This is a genomic window from Kordia jejudonensis (genome assembly GCF_001005315.1).
Taxonomy (GTDB): domain Bacteria; phylum Bacteroidota; class Bacteroidia; order Flavobacteriales; family Flavobacteriaceae; genus Kordia; species Kordia jejudonensis.
Map to the genome: position 1 here is coordinate 97,902 of NZ_LBMG01000008.1, position 19,635 is coordinate 117,536.

The window sequence follows — 19,635 nt, forward strand, 5'->3', positions numbered from 1 at the left end:
TAAAAAATTACAGCATAAAAAAAGCACTTCCGAACAGAAGTGCTTTTTTTGTGCTTTTATAAAATGCTTTTAGTTCGCATCTAAATAATCTGGAGTTCCATCTCCGTCTGTATCTGTAAATACAACTGTACTAATGGTTGTAACACCATCGTCGTCAGTTTCTCTAGTTTGTTCAACCTCATTGGCAGCTAATACAGGCTCTAAATCTCCAGGATTTAATACATATGTATTTTGAACAATTTCATTTATTGTTAAAGTTCCATCGCCATCATCATCAAAGTCTGCAAAGTTTGGATTTCCATCACTATCAGTATCATCATTGGTTACATCATTATCGCCATCAATGTCTTCTAAGGAAGAAAGAATTCCGTCATTATCATCATCTTGGTATATTGCATCAAATACATTGAAAGAAAAGATAAGTTCAGAATACACAGGAATTCCTGGTTGAAATAAGCCGTAATATCCTAATCCTGAAGGGAAAAATATTGCGCCTATACCACCGTTTCTTGCGTTTAAAAATCCTCCTGATCCTTCTACAATATCTTCCGCAGTTCTAAATTCGTCAAGTCCAACTTGAAATCCTTTTATGGAAGATACTAAACCTATCAACTGTTGAGTTAACTTAAAGTCAAACGTAGATAAGTCTTCAACTAATTGTCCTCTATACGTTAAGCTTACCGCATCAGCATTGGTATATTCTTTTCCACCACCTTCACGAAGTTTCAATACATAATATGTGTATTCTGTATCAAAATAAGTAATCGTTCTGGTTTCTACCTGACTGCTTAATGGTATTTTGTCTGCATTTGCTCCTTCAATCTTACCAAAAGTCATCTGAAAAGTATCATTTGCGGCACTTTCAGGATTCATAAAATCGAAATCTTCGTAATTATAAAAATGCGTATTGAGAAATTCTATTAATTCCGCAGAATCTTCTATTTGCTGCTCATTTCTATCAGCTAACTCAATAGCACCTCCACTATCATCATCTGGTCTACACGAAAATATAACCACACTTGCGATTATTATTAAAAATGTAAATTTTATAATCTTCATCATTGATTTATTAAATTTTGGCTTGCAAGATACAATTTTATCCTACTTTTGTATATTCTTTAACGTAGTTTTTAGAGATTTTGTATGAGGATAGATAAATACCTTTGGTGCGTCCGTTATTTTAAGACGCGAAACATTGCGACAACTGCCTGTAAAAAAGGGCATGTACGCATAAATGATGCTGTTGTAAAACCGTCGAGAGATGTGTATGCAACGGATAAAATTATCGTGCGAAAAAACCAAGTACAGCACCATTTAACGGTACTAGATATTCCGCCAAATCGTGTAGGAGCTAAATTGGTAGATATTTACAGAGTAGATACAACTCCGAAAGAAAATTTTGATCATTTAGAACTGTTAAAACACGCCAAAGATCATTATCGTAAGCAAGGAACTGGACGACCTACTAAAAAAGACAGACGTGAAATTGATGATTATCTGGAAGATAGTCTTGATGATGATCAAAGTAATGATTAATTTTACTCAACAATCAAGCATTTACTCATGCAAAGTAGACTTGATGTAAAACATAAATTTCATATATACTGCGAATTTACGCTGTAGTAATTTATTTAAATTTTAACACTATGACCGTTACGGGAAATATTATCCTCAATCATCAGCAAATTCAACATAAAACACGTCGAATTGCGTATCAAATTTTAGAATCTAATGTAAATGAAAAAGAAATCATTGTCGCAGGAATTGCAACGAATGGTTTTGTATTTGCACAAAAGATAAAAGATGAGTTGGAAAAAATTTCTTCAGCTGTAATTACCTTGTGTGAAGTTAAAATTGACAAACAAAATCCACTTGAAGCCGTTACTACCTCGCTACCAAAAGAACAATACTCCAATAAGCCTTTGGTGTTAATTGATGATGTCCTAAACTCAGGAACAACATTAATTTATGGCGTAAAGCACTTTTTAGACGTTCCTTTGAAGAATTTCAAAACGGCGGTATTAGTGAATAGAAATCATAAAAAATACCCTATAAAAGCCGATTTTAAAGGTATTTCATTATCAACGTCTATCTTAGAGCATATTGATGTTGTTTTTGAAGAAGGTCAGAATAAAGCATTTCTAATTTAAAACTGCCTTTATTTCTTCCACTAAAGTGTCCACTGATTTTTTATCGGTCAGTATGGTATGTGTTGCTTTTTGGTAGAATGCATTCCGTTCAAACAGATGTTTTCCAATAAATTCTGGCAAATCTTCGTCTGCAATTTCGGTAATTAAAGGACGTGTTGCTTTTTCATCCTTCACTCTATTGATAATTTCAGAAATAGACGTTTGCAGATAGATAGTATGTTGTGTATATGCATGAAGCAACTCCATATTTCCAGCATAGCAAGGTGTGCCTCCGCCAAGCGAAACAATAATGTCTTCTTTTTTCTCTAAAATTTCTTTCAAGTAGTGATGTTCTTTCATGCGAAAATAGATTTCTCCTTTCGATTCAAAAATTTCACGAATCGTAGTTTCTTCTTTTTCTTCAATAAAATGATCCAAATCAACTACTGGAAGTTTCAATGCTTTTCCTAGTAATTTAGAAACAGAACTCTTTCCACTTGCCATATATCCTAAAAGTACAATTGTCATATTTGCATTATAATTAATTTATTTTTAAGCGCTTACAAAAATCCGAAAAAAAAAGATAAAATTATATTAAAAAAGACTTGAAAAATAAAATTATGATGTTATATTTGCACCCGCATTCAGGGAATTATTTATAATTCATTTTGAATGACCTGGTAGCTCAGTTGGTAGAGCATCTCCCTTTTAAGGAGAGGGTCCTGGGTTCGAGCCCCAGCCAGGTCACAACGTACAAATTATCAAGGTCTATGACCTGGTAGCTCAGTTGGTAGAGCATCTCCCTTTTAAGGAGAGGGTCCTGGGTTCGAGCCCCAGCCAGGTCACAAAAGTTAAGCTATTGCTTAACTTTTTTGTTTTATATTTACTGTATAATTACAAGTATTTACCGAAGTGCTGGAATTGGTAGACAGGCATGGTTGAGGGCCATGTGTTCATTAGAGCGTGTGGGTTCGACTCCCATCTTCGGTACTAAAATTTTCCTCATAAAATTAAAAATCCCAACAGTTGTGTTGGGATTTTTTGTTTTTTCGCAATAACTACCGCAATTAATAGTTTTTTAATATTGAATTGTTATATACTTATTTCTTTATGATCTTTTTTATCTGATATTCGTTAATTCTTAAAAAGTAGATTCCATTTTTTAAATCACTAATATCAAGATTACTATTGTTTATTGTTTTACCTTTTAAAACGATCTTACCATTTATATCAGTAATTTTATAAGTAGCATTATCTTCGAGTCCTTTGATGCTAAGAAGTCCTGATGTCGGATTAGGATAATATTCAAATGTTACTTTTTGAGCACTATTTTCGGTGCTTAAAGTTGTTAGATCAAATCTCGAAACTTTTGCTCCAAATTGTTCGGAAATGTATAGAAAATTATCCGTAACAATAATATCCCATGGAGTGTTAAGAGCGGAAACAACGTCTGTAATAGTTGGTGTAGTTTGTGTAACATCAAATCTTGAAACTTTACTCTCATTAGGTCTAGCTACGTATAAATAATTATCTTTAATTCTAATTCCTGCACCTCCAGACATAGGCGTTACTTCAGTAATATTAGGATTTACTTGTGTAACATCTATTTTAGAAATACTGGTATTATTGTGTGAAAAATACAAATCATTTCCATAGAATGCTAATCCATTAACCCAGCCATTAATTCCTGTAACTACATCAGTCGGAGAAGGATTTGATTGAGAAATATCGATCTTAACAATTTTATTAGAAAATCTCAATGAAATATATAAATCATTTCCACGTAATGCCAATCCAATTGGAGTATTTATTCCTGTTACTACATCTTCAGGAGATGAATTAGGATCACTAACGTCTATTCTTGTAACTTTACTGTCTGATACTTGTGGAATGTACAGATAATCGCCTATGAGCAATAAGAATCCTGGGAAACTTATATTTGTGAGATAATCGGTTGCTAAAGTTGTAGTTGTATCCGATAAATCCTTTTTCATTACTTTTTGATTCCCTACAGAACCTACATATAAGTCATTTCCATTTAGAGCTAAACCTACTGGATTTGATAAGCCCGTTACAACTGTAGTTGTTTGCGCAAAAGAATTGATTGTGATCACTAATAAAAAGTAGAATAGATACTGCTTTGTCATTGTTTTTTTGATTTGTTTTATTTAGTAGTATTACGGCATAAAAATAATGAATCGAAAATACAAATAGCCATTAAATATGCTATAATTCTCCTAAATTCTCTTACTTGTGATACTTTTAAAATGAAAGCTTCCTTTATTGCTTTCTTGTCGTATTATTAAACGATTTAGGAAGCGATTACTAATTCTAACTATTTTATGTGTACGCTTGGAAATTGCTCAAATGATTGCGAAAAACAAACTGCATCAAGATGCGATTTTTAATTTAACAAAGTGCTTGATTTAGAAACGCTCGAAATCTGAAAGAATATTTGTGTCGTCCTAAAAAATCGCACCTGTTTTTAGAACGATCCAATTTTACGGCCAAGGTAATACATCTCCTGAGCTGTTTCTTGGAATTACAAAATATGACCACATTTCTTTAGAAAAATATTTTTGAAGCGCTGGTAATCTATCTAGTGGTTTACTGTCCAAACCCAACACGATCACAACCATTGTCTATTTGTCACTGTCACACAAATTAGACAACAGTCCAAATCTTAAACATTTTAAGCGAGCTTCGGTTCGCTTTTTTTATGCCTCACTATATACTTTCACGTAAGTAGTTGCAAAATAACACTTTAACTGACGATATAAGATTACAACATTTAAAAAAAATTACAATGAACTATAAATCAAATAATTACATAAATTGTAGTATGTGATTCCTTCGTAATGTTGTAGTATTGTTGTAATACAATTGAAATTCAAGCAATTACGATTTATGAATCCTGAGAAGTCATCTTTTTTTATGCTTAATCAATTGAGTATCTTGATGGAAACAATTAAAACTTTATATCATGAAAAGAAAAGATTTAAAATCATTGAAATTAAACAAAAAGTCAATTTCAAATTTTAGTAGTAGAGAATTAAATGGAGGAATGTCTAGATCACAATGTGATTCACAATGCGGATATTCTTGTACGCCTGCGCTTTGTAAACCAAAAGGGCAGTTAGATGCACCATTAGGCTAATTGATAATGCGAACTTCGGTTCGCATTTTTTTTGTTTGTTTCATCTGTTTTACTAAGTAATTACAGTAAACATAGAAATAATAAATAGCAAACCATATAAACCGCAAACAACACTTGCTATCCAAAATTGATAGTTTCTCGGATATTTGTTCAATATACTTATCAATAGAAATACAAACGTCAAGCACCACAAAAAGGCACATATGATTCCAAAACACAGCATCACTGTTGAAAAACGAAGTGCATCCTGTGTCAGCGAATTAAAATTGACCGTAAGAATAAATTGAATGATATTTATAATCACAATCCAAATTGAAAAGTGAAATGCCCATTTGTTAACGTTCCCTATTTTCATTAGTATTTTTAGTTTCTAAAGTTATTCAATATATTCCAAAATATCGCCTGGTTGACAATCCAATGCTTTACAAATTGCGCTCAACGTACTAAACCGAACGGCTTTTGCTTTGCCATTTTTTAGTATAGAAAGGTTAGACAACGTAACTTCTACGCGTTCTGAAAGTTCGTTTAATGACATTTTTCGTTTTGCCATCATTACATCTAAATGTACTACAATTGCCATGATTATACGGTTAAATCATTTTCTGCTTGCATAACTGCTCCTTTTTTAAACAATTGCGCCAACACATATACCAATCCTGCCAAGAAGATAAATTCTCCAGCGATAAGTTCAGCCTCAATACCAGCATTTGCATTAATAATTCCGACATGTACATTGTGTAGAATAGCCAAAATTCCCACACCTAAAATTGTGTAACTTATTTTATGTAATAATTGGACAACTTCTGCACTAAATGGTTTTTCAATATTGATACTACTTAGCAGTTTTGCACCAAACAAAGCAATATATGCCTGCATAAGATACATGATTACATAATACATCACTATAATTGTATACTGAACAAAATTGTAGGCTTCATAGCGTGACAAATCCATTCCTTTGTATAAGTCTTTTGCTGCTTCAGGATTATTTGTGCTGATTCCATAAGACATAATAATTGCTCCGGCTTTAATCAGTAATCCGATAAAGGCAATCCATGCAAGCAAGCGCATGATTTTTAATATATTTTTGGCTGTTGAATTCATAATGCTGTGTTTAATACATCAAATTACGGTAAAAATTTATTGATAAACAATAAATTTTTATTCTTTTTAAATAATATCATCAATTCTTCAAAAAAGAAAAGCGAGCCGTGTAGCTCGCTTTTAAGTTCTTTGAATCTATTTTTACTCTATTCTCTTCAAATATACTTTTCGTCCAGATCCTATGTCTAAACTGATCGTTTTTCCGTCAATCCAATTCACTACAAATGTTCCTTCTCCTGGGCGTTTTTCTTCAGAACTAATTGATACTTCTTTCGTTTCTGTATTGTATTCCCAATTTCCTGTTCTGTTAGTCGTATCAAGTGTATTTCCTCCTATTAAAACTCCATCTTTTTGAAAATCCATCCAGCGACCACTGGTATCTCTCACTTCTCCTTCTCCACTTTGCATTTTAAACAATTCCCACTTTCCAACTAATGATTCATTGGTTTGAAAAGATAGAAAGCTGAAAATAGCGGCAAGTACAAATACAATTTTTATATTTTTCATGATATTTTATGTGTTTTTAGTTATTGAACTCGTTTAAACTTTTTTAATTTGCTAAAAAATTGCTCTTTTCAGACCTGTTTTTACCTTTTTTTCGTTCCGTAACGCTGCTATGAAACTCAAAAAAGCTGTCAACAGAACTTAAAACTGCTAATTTTCGCCTAAATCCGAAAAGTTTAAACGAGTTCATTTTAATACGTAGCTAAGATCAAACTTTTTGTGAATATATAGGTAATGAAATTAGCCACAATTTATAAAATTACAGAAATTCTGTATTTTTGGTTTTGTTTTTATTATTGTTTGCGTTCTTCCTCCGCTTTGTCCATTTTTATATATTCTTGATATGCTTTTTCTTGCAACTCTTTATTGTTAGGATCTTTGAGCAACGCTTTTTCTGCTTCAAGATATGATGTTGAACAATCTTTACATTGCATTTCAAGCAACGTTTCTTGTGGTAAGTACAGCAAAAACAAACCGATAAGACCTGTAATTCCAATTCGCAACAAAATATACGAATACACTTTATGAAATGATATTCCTTTTTTGAGTACAATGACAATTACAATAATTCCTGTAAAAATCAATCCGTTTTGCAAATTTATATATCCATAAGGCCAACGTTGAAATACAAACAAAATCCCTATAATTACTATGGAAAGTACCCATCCAGTTCCAATAATGCCAATCATTCGCCAAATACTAATACCTTTAAAAGATTCTTTTTTTAAGAAGCTTCGAAAAGAAATTCCATTCAGCAATGCAAAACCAAAAGTAGTATAGAGTAACACTAACAAAAGTGTTGAAAGCGTTAATATCATTGAACTATACGGGAAAGCCGTAAACAATCGTAAAACCATGAATGCTATGATGGTAACTGCTAAGATTTTTTCAAGTTTTTTCATATACTATTTTAAAGGCTGAAAATACTAAAAAAGATATGTTTTTCATCTTATGGAACAGATCAAATTACTTTTAGTATATTTACTTCAATGCAATTCTACATAAAACATTTACTTACTTTTTTAAAAGCAGCTGCCATTTCCTTACTATTTGGCGCTTCTTGGGCAATTACATTCTACAAACTTGATGAAATAGCCGTTGATCATTTACATAATTACAGAAGCGATTTCTTCTTAGAAATTATCATATTCTTCTTTAGCGGATTGGTTGGTGCATTTTTATTTTTTGTCTTAATTAGATGTATAGAATTTGTCGCTTCATCAGTGTATTCAAAATCGTAATTCATTTTGAAAATAAATAATCCATTGTTTTTCAACTAATTAAAAACAACTTAGGTATATCAAAATTTACAAACTGTACTTCCTTGTGAATAGTACATGTATTTTATTGACAGACGATTTTGAATTGAAATGGTAGAAAAAGCTACTATTTTTACCTGAATAGATCGTTATTTATAAATAGCGATCTTCTTTTGTTTTATAACAATCTGTTTGTTTGTAATTTTAGGCAAACCATAAAAATTATAATACCATGAAAAAACAAAAATTAAATGGGTTACACCTAAAGAAGCAAGTTGTTTCAGCTTTAAATCAAGAAAACATTGTTGGTGGAGCTGATGAAAAATTCACGCAAACTTGCGCAAGACCTATTGGGAATTGCACAATTGCACTAACAGTACAACCAGCTGTTTGCCAAACATTACCAAGACCATTAGGAAATTGTACGGTACAATATTCCATTCAAGTTTGGTGTCAATCACTTGATGTAAAATGCTAAACACCCAGTAATGCTAAAAAAGTTGTCCATATGGACAACTTTTGTGCTCTATCGATTTTATTTAGAATGATTCTTATTAGCGGAGAAATGGATAATTTGGCTAAAAAATAGATAAAAAGCACTATTTTTGTTGAAGTTGCTAAAAAAAAGATTGAACAAATGGAGTGTGTAAAAACAAAGTTTAGTATTAAAGACTTAGAAAACCTCTCAGGTGTTAAGGCGCATACAATTCGTATTTGGGAAAAACGATACAACTTATTAGCCCCTGAAAGAACTGATACAAATATAAGAACTTACGATATTCAAAGCTTGCAAAAGCTACTAAATATAACCCTACTTTACAAAAATGGGTATAAAATATCTAAGATCGCCGAAATACCGGAAGACAAAATTCATATTTTAGTTAGAGAGATTGCTACCGAGAAAAATATGCATAATCAAGCTTTAAATTCTTTTAAGCTTTCTATGTTAAATTTTGATTACAGTTTATTCTACAATACATATAATAAGTTGTTGGCTGAGCAATCATTTAGAGAGATATTTTTTGACACGTTTATTCCTTTATTGAACGAATTAGGTGTATTGTGGCATACAAACACCATAAATCCTGCACATGAACACTTCATTTCCAGCTTAGTAAAACAAAAAATTATACTAAATACGGAAAGAATTCAAACTTTAGAAAAGTCAAATAAATCAAAAACGTTTGTACTGTTTTTACCTGAAAACGAGATTCATGAAATTGGATTGTTATACCTAAATTATGAATTACAACTCAAAGGATATCACACTATATATCTTGGACAAACAATTCCTATTGATAGCTTAACAAATATTCACAATTTCTTTCCAGAATTGCATTTTATTTCTTATTTTACGGTCACGCCACCTGATGATAAGGTTGAAGGATACATAGAAGAGTTTAGTGAAAAAATTGGTTTGGATACACATCATTTATGGCTTCTTGGTTACCAAGCTAGAAATGTTAAAAACAAGGAGAATCACAAAAACTTGAAAATCTTTAAATCGATTCAAAATTTAGTTAAAGAAATCTAAAATTGTATTCATTTTTGTTTAACTTTTTACTACATTTGTTAAACAATGAAATCAAAAATTATAATTATAGGTTCTGGATTTTCCTCACTATCTGCTTCAAGCTATTTGGCTAAAGCTGGATATGATGTGACAATTCTAGAAAAGAATACGACTGTTGGAGGACGCGCACGTCAACTCAAAAAAGAAGGTTTTACGTTTGATATCGGACCTTCTTGGTACTGGATGCCTGACGTATTTGAGCGTTTCTTCAATGACTTCGACACCAAAACTTCAGATTTTTATCATTTAGACAAATTGAATCCTGCATATCAAGTATATTTTGGTAAGGAAGATACTATTTGTATTGAAGATACTTTAGAAAAAATCTGTGCCGCTTTTGAGCAAGAAGAAAAAGGCAGCAGTGCAAAACTCCGAAAATTTATTGCAAACGCAGAAGAAAACTATAATGTTGCCATTAAAGATTTGGTATACAAACCTGGTGTTTCTCCGTTAGAATTGGTCAATGCAAAAACTGTTACCAAATTAGGTCAGTTTCTTAGCAACATTAAACGTGATGTTCGAAAAGAATTTAAAAATGACCGATTGATAAAAATCTTAGAATTTCCAGTATTGTTTTTAGGTGCAAAACCAAGCGATACTCCTTCTTTTTACAGTTTTATGAACTATGCCGATTTCGGACTAGGCACTTGGCATCCAAATGGAGGAATGTACAGCGTAATATTGGCAATGCAGAAGTTAGCACAACAGTTAGGTGTAACGATCAAAACAGATCAAAACGTACAAGAAATTAAAGTTGACAATTCGGTAGCGACGAAAGTCATAACACAACAAGATGAATTTGAAGCTGACATTGTATTATCTGGCGCAGATTATCATCATTCGGAAACGCTATTGGCTCCAAAATACCGTCAATATTCAGAAAATTACTGGGAAAAGAAAACATTTGCACCTTCTTCCCTATTATTTTATGTAGGATTTGATAAAAAGTTGCAAAATGTTTCGCATCACACTCTATTTTTCGATGTAGATTTTGATGCACATGCGCACGTTATTTATGATCAAGCAGCTTGGCCAAAAGAACCTTTATTTTATGCAAACTTTCCGTCCATGACAGATGCTACAATGGCGCCAGAAGGAAAAGAAGCTGGTTTCTTTTTAATTCCAATTGCGCCAGGTTTAGAAGATACACAAGCGCTTCGCGATCAGTATTTTGACATTATAATGAACAGATTTCAGGAAATTACACAACAAAATATCTCAAATCATATTATATTTAAAGAATCTTTTTGTGTGAATGATTTCATAAAAGAATACAATTCATACAAAGGAAATGCATATGGAATGGCAAATACGTTGCTTCAAACTGCATTTTTAAGACCCAAATTGAAAAGTAAAAAAGTATCAAATCTTTATTTTACTGGACAATTAACCGTTCCTGGACCTGGCGTTCCACCAGCGTTAATTTCTGGGAAATTGGTAGCCGAATTAATTACCAAACACCAACCAAATACTCATCATGAAAGCACTATTTGATTCTGTTTCATATCAGTGTAGCACCACCGTTACAAAGTCGTACAGTACGTCATTTGCTCTGGCTACAAAAATGTTATCACCATCTATTCGTCAAGATATTTACAATATTTATGGATTTGTCCGTTTTGCCGATGAAATTGTAGATTCTTTTCATGAGTTCGACAAAAAATTCTTGTTAGACAAATTTCAAGATGATTTAGATTGTGCGCTGGAAAATAAAATTAGCTTGAATCCTATTTTAAATTCTTTTCAGCATACGGTTTTAAAATATGACATTCCAAAACACTTAATTGATGCTTTTATGAAAAGTATGCGTCAAGATTTGGATAAAAAAGTATACTTAACAAAAGAAGAGTACAACGAATACATTTATGGTTCGGCTGATGTAGTTGGTTTAATGTGTTTAAAAGTCTTTGTAAAAGGAGATGAAACAAAGTATGAAGAATTGAAATCTTCGGCAATGTCACTCGGTTCAGCATTTCAAAAAGTGAACTTCTTGCGTGATTTAAAAGCTGATTTTGAAGATTTAGATCGTACGTATTTCCCTGATGCAGATTTAAAAAACTTAGACGAAGCATCAAAACAGAAAATTATTGCAGAAATAGAACACGATTTCAAATTAGGTTTAGAAGGTATTGCAAAATTACCTATTGAAGCCAAATTTGGGGTCTTTACAGCATATAAATATTATTTCAAATTATTGAAAAAGCTAAAAAGAACGCCTTCTATGAAGATAAAAAATGCACGAATTCGCATTCCAAATTATCAAAAAATGGCGTTATTAGCAAAATCATACGTTAATTATCAACTCAATCTTATATAAATAAAAACAATGACAACGTTACTTTGGATCGCAGTATTTTTAGGAACATTTTGTATTATGGAATTTATGGCGTGGGCAACGCACAAATATGTAATGCATGGTTTTTTGTGGTCACTTCACAAAGATCATCATCATAAAGATCATGATTCATGGTTTGAACGTAATGACGCATTCTTTATCTTCTATGCAGTCGTAAGTATTGGTTGTTTTGTATTGTGGAAGTTTGAAATTTTCTGGGCTGGATTGCCTATTGGTGTTGGAATTTTCGCTTACGGACTCGCCTATTTTATTGTGCATGATATTTTTATTCATCAACGGTTTAAAATGTTCCGAAAAGCAGACAATTGGTATGCAAAAGGAATTCGTAGAGCACATAAAATTCATCACAAACACTTAGGAAAAGAAGACGGCGAATGTTTTGGAATGCTTTGGGTTCCAATGAAATACTTTAAACGAAAGTAAATACATTTTTTGTAGTATATTCCGTTTTTCTGACATCACAACAAAGTTTAAGTAAGGATATTTGTGTTTAGAAAATATTTGAAAATTTGATTGAGTTCATTTTCAAGATTATTTTTCCAACTTTTCATCCATTTATTATCTGCAAATCCACTTCCAGAATTATATGAATCTTTGTCAATGTAATAAATAATTACAGTTGGTTTGGTACTATTGACCTTCATATTTGTTGACTATTCATGTAAACTGGTATCAATTCCGATTTATCTAATCCGCTTGTAAATAGTACCTCTTTTCAATTTCTTATTTTTATTTAGATAGAAGAAAATCAATCGTTTATCATTAAATTTCACAGTCCAGTTAAAGTCAGTTTTGTTTCCATTCCTATATTGAGTTAAGATATAATATTTACCATTTAGAGTAATTTTCCCTTTACTAATTGTAGGTTCTTGTTCTTTATAGCTTTTCCATTCCTTTTTACGATTAACATCCCAACTTTTCCAAGTGAAAGTAGCATCAGAATGTATTGTTATTTCAGTTACTGCATATGAGTAGATCGTACTATAATTATGGTTGTGACTTAAATAAGTTCGGTCAGAATTTTGTCCAAAAGTATTCAGCGAAATTAGAGTTAGTAATAAAGTAAGAAAAATGTTTTTCAATTCGGTTCTGTTTTTTTCAGCTTGTGCGCAACGTTCAGCGTATGAAGTATCACACTAAGACTTGAATTGCCATATTTTACATACGTTTCTATTTCTAGTTTTTTTTCCACTCAAAGTCTAATACATCACGCAATCGATTCAGACTATCTTTTGATAAAAATTTAAAAGCAAGTCCTATGAAGATATATCTAATCATTAAAATTTGAACTATCATCACTAAAATCAGAATTGATGAAAATTCTTGAGGTTTAGTCAAAATCATCGCAATCATTCCGATTACTGGAAAGCACATAAAAACACTCAATAAGATTCTAAATACTTTATGAATTTCTACTTTCACATTTCCACTATCAGCGTTAATTTTCCCTGTCATCACACAAAAAGCTCCTTTTCCGATTGCTGAAGAGATTATTTTAAATTCATTTTCGTTTATCATTCCGCGGAAAGATTTATCGGTATATTGAGAAGTCAAATTTTTAGACTTTTCCGTTCTCCGATGCAATCGATTCAGCGTTTCTGCTTGGTCATCAATTAGTTTAAATTCTTTTTCTATGGTTGGGAAAATTTTCATAAGCTGTGGCTATTGTACTTTTACTGAATTTTCACTTAAAAATCTGAAAATCAATTCTTTTTATATAAAATTCCAAAGTTATGTATAGCGTTGTTGATTTAGTTAAAAGTAGATGCTAATATACTTTTATCAATTAATTTTCTTTTTTCACTGTCGCTTGATAAAATAATTATTTCCAATTGTTTTTTACCAAACATCCTACTATAAACGGTATAGTCATAATTAGTTCCGTTATCGTTTAGTGTTTTCAGATTGAACATTTTAAACTCTAGTCCATCAATAATTTCAGTACCGACATTTTTTTCAATTTTTGTGTTTGGTCTCTCTTTGGTAAATGCTTTCAAAACAATTTCATTTGATTTATTGAATTGTTCTAAAAAATCCTGTTCTGAATTCAATTCTGAGAATTGTGCGTTCATGGAATTGTATTTACCATTATTGAAGTGGAATAAATTCTGTGCAACTATATTGACTTTTGTGTTAGGATAAGCAGATTCTATCATTTTCACACCTTTCTTTTGAGATTCCATTCGTGTTTTTGATGGTACATCTTTAAAATTTGCTGGAATATGTAAAGTCCATTCAAATTCTTCAATGTAGACTTTCTTTTCAGATTCAGCACATCCAAATGTCAAAACTAACACCATTAAGCATAAAATATTTCTCATAGATTATAGATAGCAGATTGATTGAGTTGTTATAATACATACAAGATATTTATGTATGATTTCGTTATGTATTTATAGGACTAAAGTAATAAATAAAAACAAATAGGTTTTCATAAATAAGCTAAAAATAACTCTTGATTTTACACGGAGTTGGCTAATCATTTTTTTTATAAAATTTATGATATTTCGTTTAAATCTTATCTACCTATAATCGCCATTATTTCTACAACATTGTCATTTATTTTGAAGAAAATACTATCAACACTATAAACACAACGTCTGTAACCTTTCTTTATATAATCTACTGACTCAAAAGAAAAAGGTCGTTCCGCAATACTATCAAAATATTCAAAAAACGATTCAAAATATTTATCTGCTTGAGCTGTGCCAAATTTTTCAGTTCCATAGCGATGAATTCGAATCAAGTCGTTTTTAGCTTCGTTGCTTAATCTATAATTCGCCATTGAGCAAAGACTTTGACTGCGCTAAAATTTCATCTTTACGATCGTTGGTAAATCCGCTTTTTTCAGCCTTTTCTAGTTTAGTCCGAATCCAGTCAACTTGAGCTTGTTGTTTTCGAGCTTGCCTGACTAAGTCATTTATGAGTTCACTTTTACTTGAATATTCATTGCTGTCTACTTGCGTTTTAAGCCACTCATCATTTGGTTTTGTAAAAGATATGCTTTGCCTTGCCATAATTTCATGATTTGGTGTAAAAATACACCAAAATTGCATCGTTTCAAAATTGTGTCAATATGCATAGCATAAGAATTACTTTTATTTCTATTATAACGAAACCTTAATTCACTAAAAATAATTTAGTTACAAAATTAAAAATACATTTTGATTGAAAATACGTAGCAAAGTTATCGAGGTACAAATAAGGACTTTTATGATTTACTTTACGCTTTAATAATTCTGAACTAAAAACCATAACTATACAGTAGAAAAGAAGAAAAATAGTTCCTGCGCTTTACACAACTATACTTACTCTGCAAGCGTAAACGCTAACAACTCATCTATTTGATTCCGTACATTTTGGCTATTCCAATTTCCTGCGCCAATTTCCTTCATCACAATTTTTCCTTGATCGTCAATTAAAAACGTAGCAGGAATACTTTTTGAATACAACTCGTTTGGCGCTTTTTCAGAAGTATAATACACGGGCAAATCATACGTATTCTTAGTGAGATATGTACGTACATTTTCAGCAGTATCATTGGCTACAAACACAAAACTGATTTTATCTTTGTAGTCTGTGTACAACATGTTCAAATTGGGCATTTCTGCAATACATGGCGGACACCAAGTTGCCCAAAAGTTGATTAAAACGACTTTTCCTTCCATTTCCTGAAAGTTTACTGATTTTCCGTTGCTGTCTATCAAATTCCAGTTAAAATCGCTAATAGTAACTCTATTTTCTTCTGCAATACTTGATGGATTGGAAACAGCAATGTACACTCTCATAAGCTGAACTTTTACAAAAGTACCAACTGGAGTAAAAAGCAAGATTGCTATTGCCGAAAAGAAGATAATATTATTTCTTAGTTTTTTTGTGAAGTTCATGTAATGTAGTTTGTGAGTTTAATTTAAAGATTTACAGATAGAACTACGATAAAATTTCAAAAAAATCAATCTTTCAATCCTTCAATCTTTTAATCTTTTAATCCTTCAATCTTTTAATGACAAACAAAAAACACGCTACCAACATTGATAACGTGTTTCAAAATTAACGATAATAATCATAAAGATTATCGCACAATCGTTCCAGTAGGGAATGACGAAGCATTTAAATTAAAATTATTCGTCGCTGGCGCTGTGTCGTTTCCAGCAGTTCCTACTAGGGGCTTTAGTAGAAATGGTGCTGGACTGTTGTCAGGACTTGGTTCTACAGAGATAACTACGGTACGTCCGCGTACATCTAGTGGGAATGTAAAACCTGCTGGTGCGTTGCGGAAAAAGTCTTCACCTGGAACTGGAGGTCCAACCGTATTTTCTGCGCCGCTAAAGTCGTTAAATTCATCAACAGCTCCGAATGTTGTAAAAGTTCCAGTAGTTAACGGACCTACGCCATCTACTACTACCCAACCTTCATATTTCCATCCGTCTGCTAAAGGAGGTAAGTTCAAGCCTGAAGTTGGCGGCATTCCTGGTGTTCCGTACCAAACTCCATATTGATCGTTTCCGTTGTTTCCTGATCCTGCTAATTCATCTGTAGGTGTTCTTAAAAAGAATACTCCGGAAGCGTTGTCAAAGTTTCCACTACTTGTTACTGGATCTAATCCTACGGCTGCAGTGTTTCCTGAGAAATCGCCTGCTAATAATTTTGTGGCTGCTGGTGCTGGATCTGGATCAACCGTTGGCTCTATTGAAAGTACAAATGTTGTTGCCGCCGCTAATTGATCTGAGTTTACTGAAAAAGAAGTTCTCGATAAAGCTCCTGCATCATTTACCGTAAATGTTCCTGTGGAAACTGGACTTCCATTTACAATAATCCATCCTTCATATACGAAGTCTGCACCTAAGTTTTCTAAACCATTTAGGTTTACATCTAAATTTGATATTGCTACTGTAGCATCATCATCACTACTACACGAGATTGCGAAAAATCCTAACGCTAATCCCAAAAACATTTTTTTTATCATTGCGAATATTTTTTTATGATTACAGTACAAATGTATGTTGCTAAAATCACGTAAAATGTTAGCTAGCTAACACTTCTTTAAAAAAATCACTTTTTGCTAAAAAAATGTTCAAAAAAAACACACTCCTTAATGATACTATTTTTTTTGATTCAAAAACCTACATATCAAAATATTAAACACAATTATTTAACTAATTAGATTAATAAAAATAAAGCATCCAAAACTGTCATGCTGTCATGTTAGTTTTGGATGCTTTTTTGCGCTAAAAATAGCGTCTTTGTGTATATTTTAAATGTATTATTTTTTATTGAATAAAACGAATTTCTTTTCGATTAAAATCGATCACATTTGCTTCTTTTAATTCGTTCATGATGATGTTTAATGTTGGACGCGAAGTACCAATTAAGCTTGCAATATCTTTTTGTGTGTACGGATGTTTTACCACATGATCGCCTGTTTTTGGACATTCATATCCATATTCTTCACAGAGTTCTTTTAGGAATTCTAGCAAACGTGTTTTGGTATCTTTGAAGAGTAAAAGCTGTAATCGGCGTTCTAATTTTTTAATTCGAAAACCAATGAACTTGTATATTTTTAATGTGAAGGTTTGATTGTCTCGCATCAAATCGTGCATCGTGTCAACACCAATTGGACAGATAGACGTTGTATTGTCTACCGACTGCGCAAATTCATTTCGTTTTTCTTCGCCTAAAATGGCTTTCTCTCCAAATAATTCTCCTTTTGATAGAATAGATTTTACCACTTCTTCTCCATCTTCTGTGTAATAGCCAAGCTTTACTTTTCCTTTTTCAATAAGATACAGTTTATTCGCAGAATCTTCTTCAAAGTAAATATAGTCTTGCTTTTTATACGCATCAAATTCGTGACTCTTTTTGTACTTCTTAAATTTATGCGGACATAAGATATTGAAGAGGTTTACATCGTTAAAATACCAAAGAGAATTCATCGTATTGTGTGGTTACTTTTTAGGTGTTATCAAGGCTATTAATTCAGAAGTCGATAAAAAAAGTAAGAACTTACATAATAAGCATAAAAAAACTCCAGATTGCGCTGGAGTTTGTTATTTTTTATGTGATATACGTTTTACACGTGCAATGCTCTGTCTTCTGTAGCCGCTAATGCCGCTTCTTTGATAGCTTCTGCAAATGTTGGATGTGCATGTGACATACGCGCAATATCTTCCGCAGATGCTCTGTATTCCATCGCAACTACCGCTTCCGCGATTAAATCGGCTGCTCTGGCACCAATCATGTGAACTCCTAAGATTTCATCTGTTTTTTCATCGGCTAAGATTTTGATGAAACCATCTAAATCCATACTTGCTCTACTTCTACCTAAGGCACGCATTGGAAATTGTCCAGATTTGTAGGCAATTCCAGCATCTTTTAATTCTTGCTCCGTTTTTCCAACCGCAGCAACTTCTGGCCATGTGTAGACAACTCCAGGAATTAAATTGTAATCGATATGTGGTTTTTGTCCCGCAATAATTTCAGCTACCATAGAACCTTCTTCCGAAGCTTTGTGTGCCAACATTGCTCCTTTTACCACATCTCCAATTGCGTAAATGTTTGAAACATTGGTTTGCAAATGTCCGTTTACTTCTACTCTACCTCTGTCATCTAGTTTTACTCCAGCCGCTTCCGCGTTTAATCCGTCAGTATATGGACGACGACCTACAGAAACTAGGCAATAATCTCCTTTGAATTCTACTTCTTCGCCTTTTTTGTTGTCCGCTTTTACAATAACTTCATCTCCAACTCGCTCAACAGATTTTACTTTGTGCGATGTGTTGATTTTATATTTTTGCTTTTTGAATACTTTTGTCAATTCCTTCGATAAACCAGCGTCCATCCCTGGAATGATTCTATCCATATATTCAACAACAGTTACTTCTGCGCCTAAACGTCTGTATACTTGTCCTAATTCCAATCCAATAACTCCACCACCAATGACAATCATGTGTTTTGGCACTTCTTTTAGCTTTAGTGCTTCTGTAGAAGTAATTACGCGTTCTTTATCAAGTGTAATGAATGGTAAGTTTGATGGTTTACTTCCCGTAGCAATGATGATATTTTTTGCTTCAATTTCTTCGGAAGTTCCGTCATTTTTGGCAATGTTTACGTGTGTAGCATCTTTAAAACTACCCAAACCTTCGTAGACATCAATTTTGTTCTTTTTCATCAAGAAATCAATTCCTCCAGTAGTTTGATCGACAACAGCAGTTTTACGAGCGATCATTTTTTCAAGATTGACTTTTACATCTCCTGAAATTTCAATTCCGTGATCGTCAAAATGTTTGATAGCATCTTCGTAATGATGAGAAGAATCTAACAACGCTTTTGACGGAATACAACCTACATTTAAGCAAGTTCCACCGAGCGTACTGTATTTTTCTATAATTGCTGTTTTCATTCCTAGTTGTGCACAGCGAATTGCGGCAACATATCCACCAGGTCCTGAACCGATAACGGCTACATCGTATGAATTCATATTCTTTTTTTTTGAACTTTTTTGTTTGTCAAGAATACAAAAGTACAACTATTTTAGAGTTCAACAATGCTTTAAT

General features: G+C 32.4%; 25 protein-coding genes and 3 tRNA genes. 12 read left to right on the forward strand and 16 right to left on the reverse strand.

Annotated features, from left to right (window positions below; translation table 11 throughout):
- Positions 1-69 precede the first annotated feature (69 nt).
- A complete protein-coding gene (locus AA089_RS06170) occupies positions 70-1,062 on the reverse strand; it encodes an FKBP-type peptidyl-prolyl cis-trans isomerase (RefSeq protein ID WP_156168921.1) in 993 nt (330 codons plus the stop codon).
- An 81-nt stretch (positions 1,063-1,143) separates the two neighbouring features.
- Between AA089_RS06170 and AA089_RS06175 the strand changes: the two genes are divergently transcribed.
- Positions 1,144-1,536 carry an RNA-binding S4 domain-containing protein gene (locus AA089_RS06175; protein WP_046756049.1) on the forward strand — a complete coding sequence of 131 codons (393 nt, stop codon included), beginning with the start codon at positions 1,144-1,146 and terminating at the stop codon, positions 1,534-1,536.
- A 110-nt stretch (positions 1,537-1,646) separates the two neighbouring features.
- Positions 1,647-2,150 carry a phosphoribosyltransferase family protein gene (locus AA089_RS06180; protein ID WP_046756050.1) on the forward strand — a complete coding sequence of 168 codons (504 nt, stop codon included), beginning with the start codon at positions 1,647-1,649 and terminating at the stop codon, positions 2,148-2,150.
- Here AA089_RS06180 and AA089_RS06185 read toward each other — a convergent pair.
- Positions 2,142-2,657, reverse strand: coding sequence for a shikimate kinase (locus AA089_RS06185; protein ID WP_046756051.1), 516 nt, complete (start codon positions 2,655-2,657; stop codon positions 2,142-2,144). The genes AA089_RS06180 and AA089_RS06185 overlap by 9 nt on opposite strands.
- A gap of 146 nt (positions 2,658-2,803) precedes the next feature.
- Here AA089_RS06185 and AA089_RS06190 point away from each other — a divergent pair.
- The 3 genes from AA089_RS06190 to AA089_RS06200 all read left to right on the forward strand — a co-directional run bounded on the left by AA089_RS06190 (position 2,804) and on the right by AA089_RS06200 (position 3,119).
- Positions 2,804-2,876: transfer RNA gene (locus AA089_RS06190), tRNA-Lys, on the forward strand.
- A gap of 25 nt (positions 2,877-2,901) precedes the next feature.
- Positions 2,902-2,974, forward strand: a tRNA-Lys gene (locus tag AA089_RS06195).
- A 61-nt stretch (positions 2,975-3,035) separates the two neighbouring features.
- Positions 3,036-3,119 (forward strand) — tRNA-Leu (locus AA089_RS06200).
- A 110-nt stretch (positions 3,120-3,229) separates the two neighbouring features.
- Here the strand turns inward: AA089_RS06200 and AA089_RS06205 are convergent.
- The gene (locus tag AA089_RS06205) at positions 3,230-4,276 is read right to left on the reverse strand and encodes a T9SS type A sorting domain-containing protein (RefSeq protein ID WP_046756052.1); all 1,047 of its coding nucleotides are present in this window, start codon (positions 4,274-4,276) and stop codon (positions 3,230-3,232) included.
- Positions 4,277-5,112: 836 nt separating this feature from the next.
- Here AA089_RS06205 and AA089_RS24605 point away from each other — a divergent pair.
- The gene (locus AA089_RS24605) at positions 5,113-5,286 is read left to right on the forward strand and encodes a hypothetical protein (RefSeq protein ID WP_156168922.1); all 174 of its coding nucleotides are present in this window, start codon (positions 5,113-5,115) and stop codon (positions 5,284-5,286) included.
- Positions 5,287-5,662: 376 nt separating this feature from the next.
- Here AA089_RS24605 and AA089_RS06215 read toward each other — a convergent pair whose 3' ends face one another.
- The 4 genes from AA089_RS06215 to AA089_RS06230 all read right to left on the reverse strand — a co-directional run bounded on the left by AA089_RS06215 (position 5,663) and on the right by AA089_RS06230 (position 7,796).
- Entirely contained in the window at positions 5,663-5,866 is a 204-nt protein-coding gene (locus tag AA089_RS06215) for a helix-turn-helix domain-containing protein (RefSeq protein WP_046756054.1), read from the reverse strand.
- A 2-nt stretch (positions 5,867-5,868) separates the two neighbouring features.
- Complete coding sequence (locus AA089_RS06220; RefSeq protein WP_046756055.1) at positions 5,869-6,390, reverse strand: DUF2975 domain-containing protein; 522 nt, start codon at positions 6,388-6,390, stop codon at positions 5,869-5,871.
- A gap of 141 nt (positions 6,391-6,531) precedes the next feature.
- Positions 6,532-6,897 (reverse strand): hypothetical protein, encoded by a 366-nt coding sequence (locus AA089_RS06225; protein ID WP_046756056.1) that lies wholly within the window; start codon positions 6,895-6,897, stop codon positions 6,532-6,534.
- Positions 6,898-7,187: 290 nt separating this feature from the next.
- On the reverse strand, positions 7,188-7,796 hold the full coding sequence (locus AA089_RS06230) for a hypothetical protein (RefSeq protein WP_046756057.1): 609 nt from the start codon (positions 7,794-7,796) through the stop codon (positions 7,188-7,190).
- A gap of 87 nt (positions 7,797-7,883) precedes the next feature.
- Here AA089_RS06230 and AA089_RS06235 point away from each other — a divergent pair, with 87 nt between their 5' ends.
- The 6 genes from AA089_RS06235 (at position 7,884) to AA089_RS06260 (ending at position 12,505) form a co-directional block, all read left to right on the forward strand.
- A complete protein-coding gene (locus AA089_RS06235; RefSeq protein ID WP_046756058.1) occupies positions 7,884-8,135 on the forward strand; it encodes a hypothetical protein in 252 nt (83 codons plus the stop codon).
- A gap of 250 nt (positions 8,136-8,385) precedes the next feature.
- Complete coding sequence (locus AA089_RS06240) at positions 8,386-8,631, forward strand: hypothetical protein (RefSeq protein WP_046756059.1); 246 nt, start codon at positions 8,386-8,388, stop codon at positions 8,629-8,631.
- Between the two features lie 159 nt (positions 8,632-8,790).
- Positions 8,791-9,687 (forward strand): MerR family transcriptional regulator, encoded by an 897-nt coding sequence (locus AA089_RS06245; protein ID WP_046756060.1) that lies wholly within the window; start codon positions 8,791-8,793, stop codon positions 9,685-9,687.
- A 45-nt stretch (positions 9,688-9,732) separates the two neighbouring features.
- Positions 9,733-11,220, forward strand: a complete 1,488-nt coding sequence (locus tag AA089_RS06250) for a phytoene desaturase family protein (protein ID WP_046756061.1) — start codon at positions 9,733-9,735, stop codon at positions 11,218-11,220.
- Complete coding sequence (locus tag AA089_RS06255; protein WP_046756062.1) at positions 11,204-12,043, forward strand: phytoene/squalene synthase family protein; 840 nt, start codon at positions 11,204-11,206, stop codon at positions 12,041-12,043. Before AA089_RS06250 ends, AA089_RS06255 begins: the two co-directional genes overlap by 17 nt.
- Positions 12,044-12,052: 9 nt before the next feature.
- Positions 12,053-12,505 (forward strand): sterol desaturase family protein, encoded by a 453-nt coding sequence (locus AA089_RS06260; protein ID WP_046756063.1) that lies wholly within the window; start codon positions 12,053-12,055, stop codon positions 12,503-12,505.
- Positions 12,506-12,552: 47 nt separating this feature from the next.
- Here the strand turns inward: AA089_RS06260 and AA089_RS24610 are convergent, their stop codons facing one another.
- From AA089_RS24610 to lpdA, 9 genes are all read right to left on the reverse strand, one after another.
- The gene (locus AA089_RS24610; protein ID WP_156168923.1) at positions 12,553-12,726 is read right to left on the reverse strand and encodes a hypothetical protein; all 174 of its coding nucleotides are present in this window, start codon (positions 12,724-12,726) and stop codon (positions 12,553-12,555) included.
- 532 nt (positions 12,727-13,258) lie between these two features.
- Positions 13,259-13,735, reverse strand: coding sequence for a hypothetical protein (locus tag AA089_RS06270; protein WP_046756065.1), 477 nt, complete (start codon positions 13,733-13,735; stop codon positions 13,259-13,261).
- A gap of 98 nt (positions 13,736-13,833) precedes the next feature.
- Entirely contained in the window at positions 13,834-14,403 is a 570-nt protein-coding gene (locus tag AA089_RS06275) for a hypothetical protein (RefSeq protein ID WP_156168924.1), read from the reverse strand.
- Positions 14,404-14,600: 197 nt separating this feature from the next.
- Positions 14,601-14,867, reverse strand: a complete 267-nt coding sequence (locus tag AA089_RS06280; protein WP_046756067.1) for a type II toxin-antitoxin system RelE/ParE family toxin — start codon at positions 14,865-14,867, stop codon at positions 14,601-14,603.
- On the reverse strand, positions 14,854-15,099 hold the full coding sequence (locus AA089_RS06285; protein ID WP_046756110.1) for a ribbon-helix-helix domain-containing protein: 246 nt from the start codon (positions 15,097-15,099) through the stop codon (positions 14,854-14,856). The genes AA089_RS06280 and AA089_RS06285 overlap by 14 nt, the downstream gene beginning before the upstream one ends.
- A 291-nt stretch (positions 15,100-15,390) precedes the next feature.
- The gene (locus tag AA089_RS06290) at positions 15,391-15,969 is read right to left on the reverse strand and encodes a TlpA family protein disulfide reductase (RefSeq protein ID WP_046756068.1); all 579 of its coding nucleotides are present in this window, start codon (positions 15,967-15,969) and stop codon (positions 15,391-15,393) included.
- Positions 15,970-16,154: 185 nt separating this feature from the next.
- On the reverse strand, positions 16,155-17,048 hold the full coding sequence (locus AA089_RS06295) for an anti-sigma factor (protein ID WP_046756069.1): 894 nt from the start codon (positions 17,046-17,048) through the stop codon (positions 16,155-16,157).
- A 304-nt stretch (positions 17,049-17,352) separates the two neighbouring features.
- Positions 17,353-18,015, reverse strand: a complete 663-nt coding sequence (locus AA089_RS06300; RefSeq protein ID WP_046756070.1) for a Crp/Fnr family transcriptional regulator — start codon at positions 18,013-18,015, stop codon at positions 17,353-17,355.
- A 137-nt stretch (positions 18,016-18,152) separates the two neighbouring features.
- Positions 18,153-19,559, reverse strand: coding sequence for a dihydrolipoyl dehydrogenase (gene lpdA / locus AA089_RS06305; RefSeq protein ID WP_046756071.1), 1,407 nt, complete (start codon positions 19,557-19,559; stop codon positions 18,153-18,155).
- Positions 19,560-19,635 lie beyond the last annotated feature (76 nt).

Coding starts and splice junctions, on each gene's coding strand:
- AA089_RS06170 (WP_156168921.1), bottom strand. CDS start 1,062: ATGATGAAGATTATAAAATTTACATTTTTAATAATAATCGCAAGTGTG.
- AA089_RS06175 (WP_046756049.1), top strand. CDS start 1,144: ATGAGGATAGATAAATACCTTTGGTGCGTCCGTTATTTTAAGACGCGA.
- AA089_RS06180 (WP_046756050.1), top strand. CDS start 1,647: ATGACCGTTACGGGAAATATTATCCTCAATCATCAGCAAATTCAACAT.
- AA089_RS06185 (WP_046756051.1), bottom strand. CDS start 2,657: ATGACAATTGTACTTTTAGGATATATGGCAAGTGGAAAGAGTTCTGTT.
- AA089_RS06205 (WP_046756052.1), bottom strand. CDS start 4,276: ATGACAAAGCAGTATCTATTCTACTTTTTATTAGTGATCACAATCAAT.
- AA089_RS24605 (WP_156168922.1), top strand. CDS start 5,113: ATGAAAAGAAAAGATTTAAAATCATTGAAATTAAACAAAAAGTCAATT.
- AA089_RS06215 (WP_046756054.1), bottom strand. CDS start 5,866: ATGGCAATTGTAGTACATTTAGATGTAATGATGGCAAAACGAAAAATG.
- AA089_RS06220 (WP_046756055.1), bottom strand. CDS start 6,390: ATGAATTCAACAGCCAAAAATATATTAAAAATCATGCGCTTGCTTGCA.
- AA089_RS06225 (WP_046756056.1), bottom strand. CDS start 6,897: ATGAAAAATATAAAAATTGTATTTGTACTTGCCGCTATTTTCAGCTTT.
- AA089_RS06230 (WP_046756057.1), bottom strand. CDS start 7,796: ATGAAAAAACTTGAAAAAATCTTAGCAGTTACCATCATAGCATTCATG.
- AA089_RS06235 (WP_046756058.1), top strand. CDS start 7,884: ATGCAATTCTACATAAAACATTTACTTACTTTTTTAAAAGCAGCTGCC.
- AA089_RS06240 (WP_046756059.1), top strand. CDS start 8,386: ATGAAAAAACAAAAATTAAATGGGTTACACCTAAAGAAGCAAGTTGTT.
- AA089_RS06245 (WP_046756060.1), top strand. CDS start 8,791: ATGGAGTGTGTAAAAACAAAGTTTAGTATTAAAGACTTAGAAAACCTC.
- AA089_RS06250 (WP_046756061.1), top strand. CDS start 9,733: ATGAAATCAAAAATTATAATTATAGGTTCTGGATTTTCCTCACTATCT.
- AA089_RS06255 (WP_046756062.1), top strand. CDS start 11,204: ATGAAAGCACTATTTGATTCTGTTTCATATCAGTGTAGCACCACCGTT.
- AA089_RS06260 (WP_046756063.1), top strand. CDS start 12,053: ATGACAACGTTACTTTGGATCGCAGTATTTTTAGGAACATTTTGTATT.
- AA089_RS24610 (WP_156168923.1), bottom strand. CDS start 12,726: ATGAAGGTCAATAGTACCAAACCAACTGTAATTATTTATTACATTGAC.
- AA089_RS06270 (WP_046756065.1), bottom strand. CDS start 13,735: ATGAAAATTTTCCCAACCATAGAAAAAGAATTTAAACTAATTGATGAC.
- AA089_RS06275 (WP_156168924.1), bottom strand. CDS start 14,403: ATGAGAAATATTTTATGCTTAATGGTGTTAGTTTTGACATTTGGATGT.
- AA089_RS06280 (WP_046756067.1), bottom strand. CDS start 14,867: ATGGCGAATTATAGATTAAGCAACGAAGCTAAAAACGACTTGATTCGA.
- AA089_RS06285 (WP_046756110.1), bottom strand. CDS start 15,099: ATGGCAAGGCAAAGCATATCTTTTACAAAACCAAATGATGAGTGGCTT.
- AA089_RS06290 (WP_046756068.1), bottom strand. CDS start 15,969: ATGAACTTCACAAAAAAACTAAGAAATAATATTATCTTCTTTTCGGCA.
- AA089_RS06295 (WP_046756069.1), bottom strand. CDS start 17,048: ATGATAAAAAAAATGTTTTTGGGATTAGCGTTAGGATTTTTCGCAATC.
- AA089_RS06300 (WP_046756070.1), bottom strand. CDS start 18,015: ATGAATTCTCTTTGGTATTTTAACGATGTAAACCTCTTCAATATCTTA.
- lpdA (WP_046756071.1), bottom strand. CDS start 19,559: ATGAATTCATACGATGTAGCCGTTATCGGTTCAGGACCTGGTGGATAT.